Annotated in this window: 17 protein-coding genes; 10 read left to right on the forward strand and 7 right to left on the reverse strand. The window is 71.9% G+C overall.

The window, feature by feature from the left end:
* The first annotated feature begins 20 nt into the window (after positions 1 to 20).
* Positions 21 to 458 (forward strand): hypothetical protein, encoded by a 438-nt coding sequence (locus O7634_RS11040; protein ID WP_278150037.1) that lies wholly within the window; start codon positions 21 to 23, stop codon positions 456 to 458.
* A gap of 72 nt (positions 459 to 530) precedes the next feature.
* A complete protein-coding gene (locus O7634_RS11045; RefSeq protein ID WP_278153936.1) occupies positions 531 to 848 on the forward strand; it encodes a DUF4229 domain-containing protein in 318 nt (105 codons plus the stop codon).
* 101 nt (positions 849 to 949) lie between these two features.
* Here the strand turns inward: O7634_RS11045 and O7634_RS11050 are convergent, their stop codons facing one another.
* On the reverse strand, positions 950 to 2287 hold the full coding sequence (locus O7634_RS11050) for a C39 family peptidase (RefSeq protein WP_278150038.1): 1338 nt from the start codon (positions 2285 to 2287) through the stop codon (positions 950 to 952).
* A 209-nt stretch (positions 2288 to 2496) separates the two neighbouring features.
* Here O7634_RS11050 and O7634_RS11055 point away from each other — a divergent pair, with 209 nt between their 5' ends.
* From O7634_RS11055 to O7634_RS11070, 4 genes are all read left to right on the forward strand, one after another.
* On the forward strand, positions 2497 to 4374 hold the full coding sequence (locus O7634_RS11055; RefSeq protein ID WP_278150039.1) for a M14 family metallopeptidase: 1878 nt from the start codon (positions 2497 to 2499) through the stop codon (positions 4372 to 4374).
* A gap of 356 nt (positions 4375 to 4730) precedes the next feature.
* On the forward strand, positions 4731 to 5660 hold the full coding sequence (locus O7634_RS11060; RefSeq protein ID WP_278150040.1) for an ABC transporter substrate-binding protein: 930 nt from the start codon (positions 4731 to 4733) through the stop codon (positions 5658 to 5660).
* A gap of 79 nt (positions 5661 to 5739) precedes the next feature.
* The gene (locus O7634_RS11065) at positions 5740 to 6816 is read left to right on the forward strand and encodes an iron ABC transporter permease (RefSeq protein ID WP_278153937.1); all 1077 of its coding nucleotides are present in this window, start codon (positions 5740 to 5742) and stop codon (positions 6814 to 6816) included.
* Entirely contained in the window at positions 6813 to 7610 is a 798-nt protein-coding gene (locus tag O7634_RS11070) for an ABC transporter ATP-binding protein (protein WP_278150041.1), read from the forward strand. Before O7634_RS11065 ends, O7634_RS11070 begins: the two co-directional genes overlap by 4 nt.
* Positions 7611 to 7637: 27 nt before the next feature.
* On the opposite strand, the gene O7634_RS11075 is transcribed toward O7634_RS11070, so the two are convergent.
* The 5 genes from O7634_RS11075 to O7634_RS11095 all read right to left on the reverse strand — a co-directional run bounded on the left by O7634_RS11075 (position 7638) and on the right by O7634_RS11095 (position 11160).
* Positions 7638 to 8402 carry a VOC family protein gene (locus tag O7634_RS11075; protein WP_278150042.1) on the reverse strand — a complete coding sequence of 255 codons (765 nt, stop codon included), beginning with the start codon at positions 8400 to 8402 and terminating at the stop codon, positions 7638 to 7640.
* Between the two features lie 95 nt (positions 8403 to 8497).
* Complete coding sequence (locus O7634_RS11080) at positions 8498 to 9235, reverse strand: ABC transporter permease (RefSeq protein ID WP_278150043.1); 738 nt, start codon at positions 9233 to 9235, stop codon at positions 8498 to 8500.
* A gap of 10 nt (positions 9236 to 9245) precedes the next feature.
* On the reverse strand, positions 9246 to 10217 hold the full coding sequence (locus tag O7634_RS11085) for an ABC transporter ATP-binding protein (RefSeq protein ID WP_278150044.1): 972 nt from the start codon (positions 10215 to 10217) through the stop codon (positions 9246 to 9248).
* Positions 10214 to 10525, reverse strand: coding sequence for a transcriptional regulator (locus O7634_RS11090; RefSeq protein WP_278150045.1), 312 nt, complete (start codon positions 10523 to 10525; stop codon positions 10214 to 10216). The genes O7634_RS11085 and O7634_RS11090 overlap by 4 nt, the downstream gene beginning before the upstream one ends.
* On the reverse strand, positions 10522 to 11160 hold the full coding sequence (locus O7634_RS11095) for a transporter (RefSeq protein ID WP_278150046.1): 639 nt from the start codon (positions 11158 to 11160) through the stop codon (positions 10522 to 10524). Before O7634_RS11095 ends, O7634_RS11090 begins: the two co-directional genes overlap by 4 nt.
* Before the next feature lie 135 nt (positions 11161 to 11295).
* Between O7634_RS11095 and O7634_RS11100 the strand changes: the two genes are divergently transcribed.
* From O7634_RS11100 to O7634_RS11115, 4 genes are read left to right on the forward strand one after another with little or no spacing between them, the layout of a single operon-like run.
* Positions 11296 to 11679, forward strand: coding sequence for a type VII secretion target (locus O7634_RS11100; protein WP_278150047.1), 384 nt, complete (start codon positions 11296 to 11298; stop codon positions 11677 to 11679).
* On the forward strand, positions 11676 to 12602 hold the full coding sequence (locus tag O7634_RS11105) for a WXG100 family type VII secretion target (protein WP_278150048.1): 927 nt from the start codon (positions 11676 to 11678) through the stop codon (positions 12600 to 12602). The genes O7634_RS11100 and O7634_RS11105 overlap by 4 nt, the downstream gene beginning before the upstream one ends.
* 11 nt (positions 12603 to 12613) lie before the next feature.
* Positions 12614 to 13015, forward strand: coding sequence for a YbaB/EbfC family nucleoid-associated protein (locus O7634_RS11110; protein ID WP_278150049.1), 402 nt, complete (start codon positions 12614 to 12616; stop codon positions 13013 to 13015).
* Between the two features lie 4 nt (positions 13016 to 13019).
* Positions 13020 to 13628: a hypothetical protein gene (locus O7634_RS11115; RefSeq protein WP_278150050.1), complete on the forward strand. Its 609-nt coding sequence runs from the start codon at positions 13020 to 13022 to the stop codon at positions 13626 to 13628.
* 82 nt (positions 13629 to 13710) lie between these two features.
* Here the strand turns inward: O7634_RS11115 and O7634_RS11120 are convergent, their stop codons facing one another.
* Positions 13711 to 15951, reverse strand: a complete 2241-nt coding sequence (locus O7634_RS11120) for an AAA family ATPase (protein WP_278150051.1) — start codon at positions 15949 to 15951, stop codon at positions 13711 to 13713.
* Between the last annotated feature and the right edge of the window lie 97 nt (positions 15952 to 16048).

The following is a 16048-nucleotide window of genomic DNA, read 5'->3' on the forward strand; positions in this document are numbered from 1 at the left end:
ACCACGTACCCTCGCAGTCGATGACCGAGCAACGAGGTGCCGCGCAGCAGGGCGGGTTTCCCCGCCGGGACGCCGAGGGGCGGATCGCCGTCCTGGGTGACCTGCTCGGGGTGTGCCTGGCCGGCGTGGTCATCGGCGTGCTCGCGTTGGTGCTGTTCGACTGGGCGTTCGCCTCGATCGGCGCTGGCGACTTCGGGCACACCAACGGCTGGTTGGCGGTTATCCTGCCGGCCTGGCTGTTCTGGGACGACTTCCGGGCCTGGGACTTCGGCGCGGCCCGGGTGGTGGCGGCGGTGGTCGCCGCCGCCGTCGGGGTCTGCGTCGGGCTGCTGGTCGCCGGTCTGGGCGCCGGCTGGCCGCCGCTGCTCTCCGGCGCGCTGGCGGCAGGGGCGTTCACCGTGGCGTACGCGGTGGTCTGGTTTCCCGGCGTCCGCTGGCTGGCCCGCCGGACTGGCTGACCACTACCGCCCGCCGGGCGGATCGAGAGTACCGCCGCGGTGGCGGGCGACGGAGAGAACGGAGTGGTGCGGGTGAGCGCCGCGCTCAAGTACACGCTGGGCCGGATCGGGCTGTTCGTCGCCGTGCTGGCCGCCCTCTGGCTGGTCGACGTCGACGTGTTCCTGAAGTTGATCCTGGCCCTGGCCTTCTCGGCCGCCCTCTCCTTCTTCCTGTTGCGCGGTTGGCGCAACGAGATGGCCGAGGAGATGGATACCGCCGCGAAGCGCCGCCGCGTCGAGAAGGAGCGCCTCCGCACCGCCCTAGCCGGCGAAGACGAGCCCCCCCAATCCCCCCAATCCCCCCAACCCACCCAACCCCCACCCACCAACCCCACCGACCCGCCGCGTTGATCATGAAGTTATAGCCCGACGGCGCGGCGTGTCGTGGCGATAACTTCATGATCAACGCGGACAAACCCTGCCGGATCGGCGCGCGACAACGGCAGGGCGGGTTACCAGGTGGTGGAACCGGGGGACTTGGGCCAGGGCTTGGACAGCGGCTTGATCAGGTAGGCCACTCCGCCGGAGCCGCCCGAGACGCCGCCGGTGGCGTTGGTGCGCTTGGTACGCAGCCAGATCTTCTCGAACTGCGCACGCTTGTAGACGTTGCGGACGACGTCGTTGCTGGACGAGGCGGGGTCGTTGACGATCACGTCGCCGTCGGCGGTGAACCCGACCACCACGAAGAGGTGCCCGGACGTGCCGTAGTTCGCCCCGTCCAACTCGCTGGCGAGGAAGGACTGGCTGGTCACGACGGGAATGCCGGCGGCGATGAACCGCTCCAGATCGTCCACCGAGTGCAGCCGGGTCACCCGCCCCTCCAGCCCGGGGAAGCTGGCCGCGTACGCGGTGTTGAACGGCCAGTTGCCGGCGCCGTCGTACGCGTAGTCGTAGGTCATCCGCGCGGCGTGGTTGACGGTCGGGTCCGGGTAGGTCGGGTCCACCCAGGAGGTGTCGGCCGCCGACGGTCGCCGGCCCCAGTACTCGACCACCATCTCGGTCGAGGTGGGCGAGCACCAGGCCTCGCCCCCGCCGTCGTACTCGGGGTAGTGCCCGGAGTGCACGTTCTGCGAGTAGCGCGGCACCGGCAGCTCCACACCCCAGGCGATCCGCCCGGCGCTCGGCGGCACGGTGAACCGGTCCGGCACGTTGGAGCTCATCGCGCCGATCATCCGAACCACCGGCGCGGCGGTCTGGCCGGGTGCGCGGTAGAGGGTCAGCCGCAGTTGGTACGAGCGCAGCAGCACCCCGGCGGTGGCGTCGTCGATGCTGAAGGTGTCGGTCCAGATCGTCGACCACGGGTCGCCCTGCCGGTTGACGGTGGTCCGCCTGATGTCGGTGTCACCGGACGCCCAGCGGCCCATGACGTACCACGGTGTCTGGTCACCGGTGGTGTAGCTGCCCTGCATCTCCACCTGGATCCAGGTGCCGGCGGGGGTCTCCGCGTTCCACGAGGCGATCAGCTCGGTGGCGTCGAAGCCGATCCCGGTCACCGGTGAGGTCCAGGTGCCGTACTCCCAGGTGCGGGTGGCGCCGGTGTGCGGGTCCGCGTACTCCGTCGTGCCGGCCGGGCGGGCGAGGGTGACGCCCGCGCGGGCGCCGGGCAGGACGCGGGTGCCGTCCCGGCTGCCCCGGTGCCAGTCGGCGGGCCCGGACCAGTCCTGGAAGGTGATCTGCTCGTCGTGGACGGTGGCGGGCGGGCGGGTCGCCACGGCGGGCGCGGCGGTGGCGAGCAGGGTGAGCGAGGTGACGCCGGCGAGGGTGGCCGCGCGCAGGCGGGATGTGGCCATTGGTGCTCCGCGGTGTCGAGGGGGCATCGTCGCTGGTCAGTGTCGCGCCTGGAAGGAAGTTTCGCCAGACGTTCGCGGATAGAAAAACATTGCCGCCGGGATGATCGGCTCGGGATGGTTAAGACAGCGATCAATATTGATATGACCATGTGACTGGTGGTGAAGTGTCCTTCACCGAGCGGGATCTCCGCCCTCCGAGGAGGTAGTACATGGCCCTCCGCACGCCCATCCGCTTCCGCCGCGCCCTGGTGCTCGCCGTCGTCACCGGGCTGGGCATCGTCACCGTCGCCACCGCCCCGGTAGCGGCCCGACCGGCACCCGACCGGACCAACGAGCCGGTCGCCGCCGGCTACCGGGTGCTCGGGCCCCGGACCCTCGCCGACCGCAACGCGGTGGCCCGCACCGGCGCCGCCATCGACTACTCCGAACACGGCGTGCTGCACATCTCCGCGACCGCCGCCGAGGCCGCGGCGATCGGCAAGCTCGGCTTCCGGCTGGAACCGCTCGCCCCGCCGCCGAACGCCGAGCGCGGCGCCGGCGAGGTGGGCACGTCGGCCTTCCCGCCCGCCGACTCCAACTACCACGACTACGCCGAACTGACCGCCGTCGTGAACCAGGTGGTCGCCGACCATCCGGCCATCGCCCGCAAGATCAGCATTGGTACGTCGTACGAGGGTCGCGACCTGATGGCGGTGAAGATCTCCGACAACGTCGGCACCGACGAGAGCGAACCGGAGATCCTGTTCAACGCCCAGCAGCACGCCCGTGAGCACCTGACCGTCGAGATGGCGATCTACCTGCTCAACCTCTTCACCGACAGCTACGGCGGCGACTCCCGGATCACCAACATCGTCAACAGCCGCGAGATCTGGATCGTGCCGACGGTCAACCCGGACGGCAGCGAGTACGACATCGCCACCGGGTCGTACCGCTCCTGGCGCAAGAACCGGCAGCCCAACAGCGGCTCGTCCAACGTGGGCACCGACCTGAACCGCAACTGGTCCTACAACTGGGGTTGCTGCGGCGGCTCGTCCGGCAGCACCTCGTCGGACACCTACCGGGGTCCGTCGGCGTTCTCCGCGCCGGAGACGCAGGCGCTGCGCAACTTCGTCAACGGCCGGGTGGTCGGCGGTGTGCAGCAGATCAAGGCCAACATCGACTTCCACACGTACTCGCAGCTGGTGCTCTGGCCGTACGGCTACACCACCGCGAACACCGCGGCCGGGATGAACGCCGACCAGTACAACACCTTCGCCACCATCGGGCAGCAGATGGCGGCCACCAACAGCTACACCCCGCAACAGTCCAGCGACCTCTACATCACCGACGGGGACAGCATCGACTGGATGTGGGCCACGCACGGGATCTGGGCGTACACCTTCGAGATGTACCCCGGCTCGTCCAGCGGCGGCGGCTTCTACCCGCCGGACGAGGTGATCCCGGCGCAGACCTCACGCAACCGCGAGGCCGTGCTGATCCTCAGCGAGTACGCCGACTGCCCGTACCGGGCCATCGGCAAGCAGGCGCAGTACTGCGGCGGTGGGGGCGGCACCACGGTCTGGTCGGACACCTTCGAGACCGCCACCGGCTGGACGATCAACCCGTCCGGCACCGACACCGCGACCGTCGGGGCGTTCGAGCGGGGCGCCGCCCAGGCGACCACCTCGTCCGGCGCCAAGCAGCTCACCCCGTACGCCGGCTCGAACGACCTGGTCACCGGCCGGCTCGCCGGATCGGCGGCCGGTGACTACGACGTCGACGGCGGCGTGACCAGCGCCCGGTCCCCGGCTGTGACACTGCCCGCGTCCGGCACGCTCACCCTCTCGCTCGCCTCGTACCTCGCCCACGGCTCGAACGCCTCGTCGGCGGACTACCTGCGGGTGAGCGTGGTGCACAACGGCGGCACCACTGCGCTGCTGACCCAGGCGGGCGCCGCCACCAACCGCAACGGGAGCTGGGCGGTCGCCAACCTCAACCTGACCCCGTACGCCGGCCAGTCGGTCCGCATCCTCGTCGAGGCGGCGGACGCCTCCGGCGCCAGTCTGGTGGAGGCGGCTGTGGACAACGTCACCATCACGTCCTCCTGATCGGGTGGGGCCCCGCTCCGCCCCGGCGGGGCCCCACCACCCGCTGCCGAGCCTCCCGATCCGGGACATATCCCGCGCCGCTTCCGGTCCGGTCGATCGCCCGACACCGATCGACGAGTGATCGATCCGGCACGTCGAGACGGTGCGCTACGGTCTTACCGACCAGTCCGCAGCGAAGCCGGTGCTCATCCCGGCGCTGTCCCGCAACTGTGATGCCCCGCCCGCCCGGCGGGGACGAGCCAGGTCGCCTACGGACCGGTCGCGATACGCGCTCTCGAGGAAGGGCGCCTCGTGGGCGGGCGTACGAAAGTCCCTGTCGGCGAAGCACCACACTCCTCGACCGACAGGAGGCTCCGATGTTCAGACGTACCCCTCGGCTCTTCGCCGCGACCCTCGCGGTGGCCGCGCTCGCCCTCGGCGCCTGCGCCGAGAAGGCCGACGACAAGCCGAGCGCCGGCACGGCGGCCGCCGCCTACCCGGTCACCGTCGGCGCGCTCACCCTCGACAAGCGCCCCGAGAAGATCGTCGTGCTGTCGCCGAGCGCCACCGAGATGCTCTTCGCGATCGGTGCCGGCCCGCAGGTGACCGCCGTCGACGACCAGTCCAACTATCCGGCCGACGCGCCGAAGACCGACCTCTCCGCGTTCCAGCCGAACGCCGAGGCGATCGCCGGCAGGAACCCCGATCTGGTGGTGCTCTCCGACGACCGCAACAAGATCGTCGAGCAGCTCGGCAAGCTGAAGATCCCGGTCTACCAGACCCCGGCGGCGACCACGCTGGACGACTCGTACCGGCAGATCACCGAGTTGGGCACGCTGACCGGGCACGCCGACCAGGCCACCGACGTGGTGACCCGGATGAAGGACGACATCGCCAAGCTGGTCAAGGACCTGCCGCAGCGGGCCGAGAAGCTCACCTACTTCCACGAGCTGGGCCCGGAGCTGTACAGCGCCACCAGCAAGACCTTCATCGGCTCGCTCTACACACTGGCCGGCCTGACCAACATCGCCGACCCGGCCGACGCGGACGGCAAGAACGCGGGTTATCCGCAGCTGTCCCAGGAGGTCATCGTCAAGGCCGACCCGGACTTCATCTTCCTGGCCGACGCCAAGTGCTGCCAGCAGAGCGCCGACACGGTCAAGGCGCGCAGCGGCTGGGCCGGCCTCACCGCCGTGAAGAACAACCAGGTCATCGCGCTCGACGACGACGTCGCCTCGCGCTGGGGCCCGCGGGTCGTGGACCTGCTCCGGGTGATCATCGACGCGGTCGCCAAGGTGCCCGCGTGACAGTCGTCGGTCGGTGACGGAGCCACAGCCGGCGGCCCGGCCCGCCGGGCCGCCCCCGGTGGCCGGGACCGCCACGCCGGTGTCGGCCGCCGGGTCGCCGCCGGTGGCCCGGCCGGCCGGGCTACGGAAGCGCTGGCTGGTCGCCGGGCTGCTCGCGGTGCTCGTCGCGCTCGTCGCCGGGGTGTCGCTCGGCCCGGTGAGCCTGCCCCCGGGCAGCGTCGCCGCCGAGCTGCTCAACCTGTTGCCCGGGGTGCACCTGGACAGCGGGTTGACCGAGCGTGAGATCGCGATCGTCACCGAGCTACGCCTGCCCCGGGTGGTGCTGGGTCTGCTCGTCGGCGGCCTGCTCGCCCTCGCCGGAGGGTGTTACCAGGGGGTGTTCCGCAATCCGCTGGCCGACCCGTACCTGCTCGGAGTGGCCGCCGGGGCCGGTCTCGCGGTCACCGCGGCGATCGCCCTCGGCGGCGCCGGCCGGGAGGGCACGCTCACCGGGCTGCCGTTGACCATTCCGCTGGCCGCGTTCGCCGGATCGCTGCTCGCCGTGACGATGACCTACGTGCTCGGCGCGGCCGGCGGTCGGCGCAGCTCACCGGCCATGCTGATCCTTGCCGGGGTCGCGGTCTCCGCCTTCCTCTCCGCCGGGCAGACGTACCTGCTGCAACAGCACGCCGACAGCATCCAACCGGTCTACTCCTGGCTGCTCGGCCGGCTGGCCACCGCCGGCTGGCACGACGTGCTGCTGGTGCTGCCGTACGCGGCGCTGACCACTGTGGTGGTGCTGCTGCACCGCCGCGAGCTGGACGTCCTCACGGTCGGCGACGACGAGGCGCGCAGTCTCGGCCTGCACCCGCAACGGACCCGCTACCTGCTGATCGCCGCCGCCTCCCTGGGCACCGCGGCGGCGGTCTCCGCGACCGGCCTGATCGGCTTCGTCGGCATCATCGTGCCGCACACCGTCCGGCTGCTCGCCGGGTCGAGCTATCGGGTGATCCTGCCGATGTCACTGCTCTTCGGCGGTGCGTTCCTGGCGCTCACCGACGTGGTGGCCCGCACCGCCGCCGCGCCGACCGAGGTGCCGATCGGGGTGGTGACCGCCCTGCTGGGCGGCCCGTTCTTCGTCCTCGTGCTGCGTACCGCCCGGCGGGTGCTCACGTGAGCCGCGACGTGCCCGCCGTCGAGGTGCGGGGGCTGCACGTCGACCTGGGTGGCACGCCCATCCTGACCGGCGTCGACCTCACCGTCGCCGCCGGCGAGTGGGTCACCGTGATCGGCCCGAACGGCGCCGGCAAGTCGACCCTGTTGCGCGCCGTCGGCGGCCTGCTGCCCGCGCCGCGAGCGATCACCCTGTTCGGTACGGAGAGCGCCGCGCTGCGCCGTCGGGAACGGGCCCGGGTGGTGGCCACCGTGGCACAGTCACCGGTGGTGCCGGCGGGCATGTCGGTACTGGACTACGTGCTGCTCGGACGTACCCCGTACATCCCGGCCCTGGGTCGTGAGTCGGCCGCCGACGTCGACGCCGTACACGAGGTGCTGCGCCGGCTGGACCTGACCGGCTTCCACCATCGCGAGCTGGCCACCCTGTCCGGCGGCGAACGGCAACGCGTCTTCCTGGCCCGGGCTCTCGCCCAGGGTGCGACGCTGCTGCTCCTCGACGAGCCGACCAGCGCGCTCGACATCGGCCACCAGCAGGAGGTGCTCGAAGTCGTCGACCAGCTACGCCGCGACCACGGCCTGACCGTCCTGGCCACGATGCACGACCTCTCCCTGGCCGGCGAGTACGCCGACCGGATGGTGCTGCTCGCCGCTGGTCGGGTGGTGGCTGCCGGCACCCCATCCGAGGTGCTGACCGAGCACCTGCTCGCCACCCACTACCGGGCCAGCGTGCGCGTCGTCCCCGGTACGCACGGCCCGATCGTGGTCCCCGTCCGCCCCACCCGCGCCGAGCCGTAGTCGCCGCGCTCTCCAGTGTCCGCCGGTTTATGGGCCGAGGTCGATGACGGAGAAGAGGGCGCCCTGGGGGTCGCGCAGGGCGGCGAATCGGCCCGCCGGGATGTCACGGGGTGGGACCAGGATCGTTCCGCCCAGCTCGGAGGCGCGTGCCGCGGCGGCGTCCGCGTCGGCCACCGCGAAGTACACGGTCCAGTAGGCGGGCAGGTCGGCCGGGAAGTCGTCGGCCAGCGGCGGCATCATCCCGGCGACGATCCGCGCTCCGAGACGCCATCCGGTGTACGTCAGCGCGCCCACCGCCTGGTCGTCCGGCTGCCAGCCGAACACCAGCTCGTAGAAGACCTTGGCGCCCTCGGGGTCGGGGGTGACCAGCTCGTTCCAGCTCATCGCGCCCGGCACGTTGAACACCTCGGCCCCGGGCATCGTCAGGGGCTGCCACACGCTGAACGTGGCGCCCGCCGGGTCGGTGAAGACCGCCATCCAACCCCTGTCGAAGACCTCGAACGGAGGTACGACGACCTGTCCGCCGGCCCGTTCGACCCGGCCGGCCACCAGTTCCGCGTCGTCGGTGGCGACGTACGTCGACCAGATCGGCACCTGGTCCGGTATCGCCGGCGGGCCCGCGCCCGCGACCGGTCTGCCGTCGAGCAGGAAGACCGTGTAACCACCCGCCTCGGGCTCGGGGGTGATCCGGCCGGTCCAACCGAACAGCTCGGGGTAGAAGCGCCGCGCGTCGGTCAGGTCCGGGGTGGCCAGGTCGGCCCAGCAGGGCGTACCCGGCGGGACGGTGCTCACGTCAGGACCCCTCTCGGCCGGGGCGGCCACTGCGACCCCCTTGCCGGAATCCTGGCACCGTCCCGCCGCGGCCCGGGGCGGAAACGGACGAATCGTCAGCTGAACCGGCGACCCTCGTCCCGCCGGTACGCCCAGGCGGCGAGCACGGCGAGCAGCGCCACCCAGACCGCGAGCATGATCAGCGCCAGCGGCTCGACCCGGTAGTCGCCGACCGCTGCCCACATCAGCTCGGCCGCGCCCCGGGTGGGCAGGTACGGCGCGATCGTCTCGATGAACCCCGGCGCGTCGCCGGGCGCGGAGAGCAGGCCGCCGCCGAACGCCAGCGGCAGGAAGAGCACCTGCGCGACGACGATCGCCGCCTTGCTCGGCAGCGAGTAGCCGATGGCGAGCCCCAGCAGCGTGAACGGCACCGAGATGACCGCCACGGTTCCCGCGGCGAGCAGGAACTCCAGCGCGGTCAGGTGTGCCGCGGTCAGGGTCGCGCCGATCACCGTGACCGGGATCAGCGAGAGGTACGTCAGCGCCAGGCCGGCCAGCACCCGGCCCGCGAACCGGGGCGCCGGCCCCGCCGGCAGAGTCCGGGTGTACGGGTTCCACGGCTGGTCGCGGTCCTCGGCGACGCCGATCCCGTACTGGAAGATGTTGGCGCTCATCACCGAGAAGGTGACCATCGACGCGGTGGCGAAGGTGGCGCCGGCCGCGTCGTCGCCGGCGAACGGCACCACGAAGAAGATCATGGCGGCGGCCGGGAAGAAGGCGCTGCCGAAGACGGCCACCGGAATCCGGATGATCTCCAGGAGTTGGTAGCGGGCGTGGACCAGGGCGAGTTGCACGGTGGCCTCCTCAGACGGTCGTGGGTTGACCGCCGGCAGCGGCGGGAGTGGGTCGGCCCGCGTCGGCGGGGTGGGTGCGGGTGGCCGCGTCGCCGGTGGGCCCGTCGCCGGTGGCGGCGTCGCCGCTGGTGATGGAGAGGAACGCCTCCTCCAGCGAGGTCGGTCGGACCTCCAGGTCGCGGAAGGTCACCCCGGTCGTGACCAGCGCCCGGACCAGCTCGTCGGCGTCGGTGGTGAGCAGGTGCAGCCGACCGTCGACCCGTTCCGAGCGCACCACACCGGGCAGGTCGGGCAGGTCGTCGGCGACGAGGCTGACCCGGCGTACGCCGACGATGCCGCGGACCGCGTCGACCGTGTCGTCGGCGAGCACCCGGCCCTGCCCGATGACGACCACCCGGTGCGCGAGGGCCTCGACCTCCTCCAGGTAGTGACTGCTCAACAGCACCGTGCCGCCGTCGTCGTGGAACGCGCGGATCGCGTCCCACAGGGTGTGCCGGGCCGCCACGTCCAGGCCGGTGGTCGGCTCGTCGAGCAGCACCAGTCGGGGCCGGCCGACGAACGCCAACGCGACCGCCAACCGTCGGCGCTGCCCACCGGAGAGCCCACCGGTCTGGCGTTTCGCCAGCTCGGCGAGGCCGAAGCGGTCGAGCAGTTCGGCCCGGGGCACCGGGTCGGGGTAGTGCGCGGAGACGAAGTCGACGACCTCGCCGACACGCAGTGTGCCCGGCAGGCCGGTTTCCTGTGGGGTGACCCCGATCTGCCGCCGGGTCGCCGGGTCACGCGGGTCGCCGCCGAACAGCTCGACCCGCCCGGAGCTGGGGCGGCGCAGACCGACCAGCAGGTTCATCAGGGTGCTCTTGCCGGCGCCGTTCGGGCCGAGCAGGCCCACCAGCTCACCGGCCCGGACTTCCAGGTCGACGCGGTCGAGGGCGAGGACGTCGCCGTACCGGCGGCTGGCCTGGTCGGCGCGGGCGAGGGTCATGACTGCTCCTTGGACGAGGTGGGGTCGAGCAGTTTGCGGATGGTCTCGGTGTACTCCTCGAACGCCAGTCGGCCGCGCCGGCTGAGCCGGACCAGCGTCGCCGGTGTCCGTCCACGGTGGGTCTTGCTGATCTCCACGTAGCCGGCCTCCTCGAGCTTGCGCAGGTGTACGGAGAGGTTGCCGGCGGTCATCGCGAGCAGTTCCTGGAGGCGGGGAAAGGCGATCCGGTCGCCGTCGCCGAGCGCGGAGAGACTGGCGACCACCTTCAGTCGGGCCTGCGCGTGGATGACCGGGTCCAGTTCGGTCACGACTGTCGCCGCTGTCGTCGTCGGGCGATCGCGCCGGCGAGCAGGATCCCGCCGCCGCCGGCCACCGCCACGACGAGCGCGTGCCAGCCCGGCCCGGCGATGGCGCCGACCAGGTTGAGCACGCTGATCCAGACGCCCAGCCGGAACAGGTCCCGGTCCAGCCAGATCGCGCCACCGGCCATGTGCAGCGCGCCGGTCAGCCCGACGGCCGTCGCCGACCAGAGCAGCGAGGCCAGGTCGTGCGGCAGGTGTTCGCTGATCTGGCCGAGCCCCGCGTAGACGCTCACCGAACCGAGGCCCCAGGCGCATCCGTACCACCGCCCTCGCCGGGCGGAATCGCCGGACACCTGGCCGTAGGCCCGCGCGCTCGCCGCCGCCTGGATGGCGGCGGCGGCCAGTAGGAGCGTGAAGAGGACGGTCAGCGGCAGCCAGGACGGTAGCCCGACCAGCGCGCGCTCGCCGGGGGGAAAGCGCAGGAAGAACAGCCCGAAGCCGACCAGCCAGGCGACTCCCCAGGGCCAGTAGATCAGGCGGGCGTCGGGCGAGAGCCGGCGTGCCGCCACTGACCGCTGGTCCTGGATCAGCCGGAGCGCCGCCGCCGCGTCGGTGGGCGGGAGGTCGTCGTCGTGGGTCACGCAAACTACTTTATGGCACAAAGTCAAAGCCGGATGACCCTGACGTCCCGGTACGGGTAACCGATGGCGGCACGGAGTGCCTATGGTGTGAGGTCGAGGCCGCTGATCCGTCGCACAGGCCACAGGGGAGGATCCGTGTCGAGCCCGAGTGAGCTGGAGGTCCAGCCGGAGGCGCTGCTGGCGTTCGCCAAGGCTTCCACCGACCGTGCGGCGCGCTTTCGCGAGCTGCACCGCGTGTTCGGCGACGGGCACGTCCCCCGGCACGCGTTCGGCGTGATGCCGGCGTCGTTCAGCCTCGCGGCGGCCTATGCCGAGCAGTTCGAGGCGTGCCTCCAGGGGCTGGCCGACGGCGCCGAGGTCATGGCGGACATCGCCGACGGGCTCACCGACACTGCCGGGGCCTACACCGGCACCGACGTGGCCAACACCGACATGTTCGTGCCAGGCCGCCCGCCCGCTCCCGACGTCATCGCCCCCGGCCCCTGGTCGCCGGGCTCGAACGGGTCGGTGCCCGCGTGAGCACCGAGGCGTTGCAGCGCAACAAGACCTACTTCGAGCAGATCGTCTCGGGCACGCCCGACCCGTTCAAGCCGCTGTCCAACGCGGTGCTCTGGCCGTTCGAGCAGTTGCTCGAGCTGGTCGCGGGCGAGCCCGACGACCTGATGAAGGCCGCTCAGCTCTGCCTGACCACCGGCGAGGCGGTCCGGCAGATCGCCGGAGAGCAGACCCAGCACCGGGCCCGGCTCCGGGGCGCCTGGTCGGGCGACGCGGCCGAGAGCTTCCACGCCTCGATGGAGTCGGTCGAGGAGGCGATCGAGGAGTTGGCTCGTGGGCTGGACGGCACCAAGGAGGTGCTCGTCGACGCCGCCAACGCGGCTGTCGACGCGTTCAACCTGCTGGTCGAGTTGATTCTCGAATTCCTGCTCTGGTTCCTCACCGAGGTCATCATCGCGGCGGTGGCAGCGGCGCTCAGTGCCGGCATCTCGCTCGCCGCCACTGTCGTCCGGGTGCTGGCGAGGCTCGCCACCACCGTCGGGCGGATGGTGAAGATCGTCGCTCGGTTCGCCGAGATCCTGACCAAGCTGGCCACCAAGATGCAGAAGGTCGCCGAGTTGCTGATGAAGTACCGGCGGGCGGTCCTGGAGATCCGCAAGGCCAAGAAGGCGTACCGGGCGTGGAACAAGTCCGGCTGGACAGCCGAGGCCAGGGCATTCCAGATCGAGAAGTTCAAGACGCTCTTCCCGGGCAAGTTCCTGATCAACCAGGCGTCCCCGGTGAACATCCCCGGCCTCGGCGGAGCCCTGTTGGACACCGGCGTCGGGCTGGACGACGTCTCCGACGGCACCAAGGACCGCAACTACCTCGTGGACGGCACGTACCGCGAAGACCTGGGCCCCTACACCGAGGGCGTGCAAAATGTCTTCGACTCCGTCCTGAACTGATAGGGGCCGACATGACCTTTCCCGGTCTGGACCGCATCGAGGCGCTGGCCCGCAACCTGGACAGCTGGCAACGCGACCTGGCCGGCAGGATGGCCGAGCTGGAGCAGAGCAGCGCCGAGGGCACCAGCGATTCCGGCCTGGTCCGGGTCACCGCCGCGGCGGACGGCACGATCGTCTCGACCGACGTCAACGCCCGCGCGATGCGCCTCGACTCGTACACGCTCGCCGAGGAGTTCACCACGGCGGCCAAGCGGGCCCAGGAGGCGGCCGCCGCCCGGGTGCGCGAGATGGTGGGCGAGGTGATGGCGGACGCGCCGGGCGGCAGCAGTCCGACCGGCGACAGTGGCACGTCCCACGGTCGTGGCGCGGCAGGTGGCGACCAGGTGCCCGACGACCGCCCGGATTGGTACTGAGCGGATGACCGACGTGCGCTACCGGGAGCGGCTCAACCAACTCGTCGAGCCGGGCGAACGCGTGCTCGCCATCGCGAAGACCGAGATCGCCCAGGGCGCCCTGCCGGCCGATCCTCCGGCCACCGCCGGCTCGGAGTCGTCCGGCGAGCGCGGGGGCGTCGTCTCCGGGGTGCTGCTCAACCTGATCTCGCCACTGGTCTCCTTCGCGGCGGGGGACCGGCTCGTCGACCGGATCACCCACGGGATCGCCGGGCGGGGCGCGCCGGGCTCGGCGGCGTCCACCCTGCAACACTCGCGACGTCCGGTGCCCCCGGCGACCAGCATCGAGGACACCATCCTCGCCGTCACCGACCGGCGATTGCTGGTCTGCGCCTCCGGCCCGGTGAAGCTCTGGTCGAGCCAGGCCGACGACGAGCGGGCGGCGGCGCAGACCCGGGTGGTCTGGTCGACGCCCCGCTCCGCCGTGGCCAACGCCCGGGTGGGCTGGCACCGGCTCAACCCCAAGCGGCTCCGGATCGACTTCACCGACGACTCCTGGTTGGCGTTCACCGTGCCGATCGCCGAGTCCGGCAAGCCGCTGCGCGAGATCGCCAACGCCCTCACCGGCCGCTAGGCCGAGCCCGCCTTGTTCCGGCCCGGCCGTCGGCGGCCCGGCTCTCGGCGGCCCGGCTTCCGATGGCCCGGCTCTTGGCGGTTCAGCTCTCGGCGGTCGCGGCGACGGCCAGCGCCGGGTCGGCCAGCAGCGGCGCGGGCAGCGGCTCGTGGTGCAGCACAGTCAGCCGGGACACCGCCCGCGTGAGCACCACGTACAACCGATGCAGCCCGCGCGGCTCGGCCGCGACGATCGCGGCCGGCTCGACCACCACCACGTGGTCGTACTCAAGGCCCTTGACCAGCGTCGCGGGCACCACGGTGACCCGCTCCGCGGCCGCCACGTCGTCGGCGGTCGCGGTCGCCACACCGGCCTCGGCCAGCGCCGCGCGCAGCCCGTCGACAGCCTCGTCCGCGGCGATCACACCGACCGAGCCGTCGTGCGCGAGCGCCGCGCGCACCTCGGCCACCGTCGCCCCGGTCAGATCGGTCACCGTACGGATGTCGAGCCCGCCGTCGTGGCGCAGCGACTCGGCCGGCGGTACGTCCACAGCGAGCGCCGGCAGCAGCAGGTTCGCGAAGGCGACAACTGCGGCGGGTACCCGGAAACCGATGGTCAACGGCACCACCACGGCGTCCGGCTTGCCCAGGTGGGCAAGGGATTCCCGCCAGTCCGTCGCCGCCCACGGCGCGGTGCCCTGGGCGAGGTCACCGAGGAGGGTGACCGAGCCGTGCTCGCTGCGCCGGGCGATGGCCCGGCACTGCATCGGGGAGAGGTCCTGCGCCTCGTCCACCACCACGTGCCCGAACCCGGAGGGCCGTTCCAGCAGCCCGCTCGCCTCGTCGATCAGCAGCGCGTCGGCGGCGGTCCAGCGGGTCGTCCTCGGCGTGCGGGCCGGCTTGGCCCGGGTGAGCAACGCCTGCTCGGCGTCGCTGAGGAGCCCGTCCGCGGCGGCGGCGAGTCGGGCCGGGTCGGAGAGCAGGCCGTGTACCAGCCCTTCCGGGGTGAGCGCCGGCCAGACCGCGTCCAGGAGGTCGAGCACCGGTCGGCAGCGGCTCATCCGACGCAACCAGGCGTCGCTCGGCGACTCCGCGCGTCGCGCCTCCGCCTGTCGCTGCAACAGGCTGACCACCCGGGCCCGGACCCGCTCCCGCCCGGTGCTGTACGGAAGCCCTTCCCGCCGGGTCTCCTCGACGATCCGGTGCAGCGGCTCCAACCCGATCCGCCACCGGAACGAGCCGTCCGACACGGTGATCGGCTCGCTCGGCGTTCCGATCTGTGCCTGCACCGCGCGCCGGAGGACATCCGCCATCCGTACGTCGTGTTTGAGCGCCGTGACCGCCGGCGCCTCGATCGCCCGGACCTCCACCCGGGAGATCAACTCTTCCACTGTGGCCTGTTCGACCTCGACCTCACCGAGGGCTGGCAGCACCGCCGCGATGTACGACAGGAACGCCCGGTTCGGCCCCACGATCAGCACGCCCGCCCGCCGCAACCGCTCCCGGTGCAGGTAGAGCAGGTACGCGGCCCGGTGCAGACCCACCGCCGTCTTACCGGTGCCGGGAGCGCCCTGCACGCAGATCGAGTCGGCGAGGTCGGCGCGAACCAGTTCGTCCTGCTCCGGCTGGATCGTGGCGACGATGTCCCGCATCGGCCCGACGCGCGGCCGCTCGATCTCGGCGGTGAGGATCCGGCTGGTCGTGCCGAGTTCCTCGCCCCGGTCCAGCCGCTCGTCCTCGAAGCTGGTCAGCACACCGTTGCTGAACCCGAACCGTCGCCGGACCGCCACCCCCTGCGGATCACGTGCACTGGCCCGGTAGAACGACCGCGAGACCGGCGCCCGCCAGTCCAGCACCAACGGCTCGCCACGCTCGTCGGTGACGTGCCGCCGCCCCACGTGGTAGCGCCGACCGTCATGATCGCCGCCGGCTCCGGTCCCGTCGTCGGCGCGCCTGCTCCGGCTGTCGTCGCTGCGTGTGCTGTCGCTGGTGGTGTCGCGGCCCATTGAGGTGTCGCTGGTGGTGGCGCTGCCGGTTGTGGTGTCGTTCTTCGTGGGTTCGGTGTCGGCGGTGCCGCCGAAGTCGAGGCGGCCGAAGAAGAGCGGCGTGGTCGGGTCATCCGCCAGCTCGGCGACCCGCCGGGCCAGGGTGCGGCCGAGCGTCTCCGCCGCGTACGCGTCGCCCGCCACCTGATCGCCGGTGGCGAAGAGCGACTCGGCCCGCTCGCGCATCCGGGCCAGCGCCGCCCGCGAGGTGGCGAGGTGTGCGCGTTCGGCCGCCAGGTCCGCGTCGAGGCTGGTGTCCGGGGGAGTGTCGGGGTGCGGATCGAGATCAGGTGCGGGCATGCTGACGTCCCATCGTTCACATCTGCTGCGCGCTCGCGTGTCCGGGGGCGGATGGCCGGCCGTCCGGCGCGGTGACGTCCGTTCCGGTGCAGCTCAC

It is taken from the genome of Micromonospora sp. WMMD1120, from assembly GCF_029626235.1.
In the GTDB taxonomy this organism is placed as follows: domain Bacteria; phylum Actinomycetota; class Actinomycetes; order Mycobacteriales; family Micromonosporaceae; genus Micromonospora.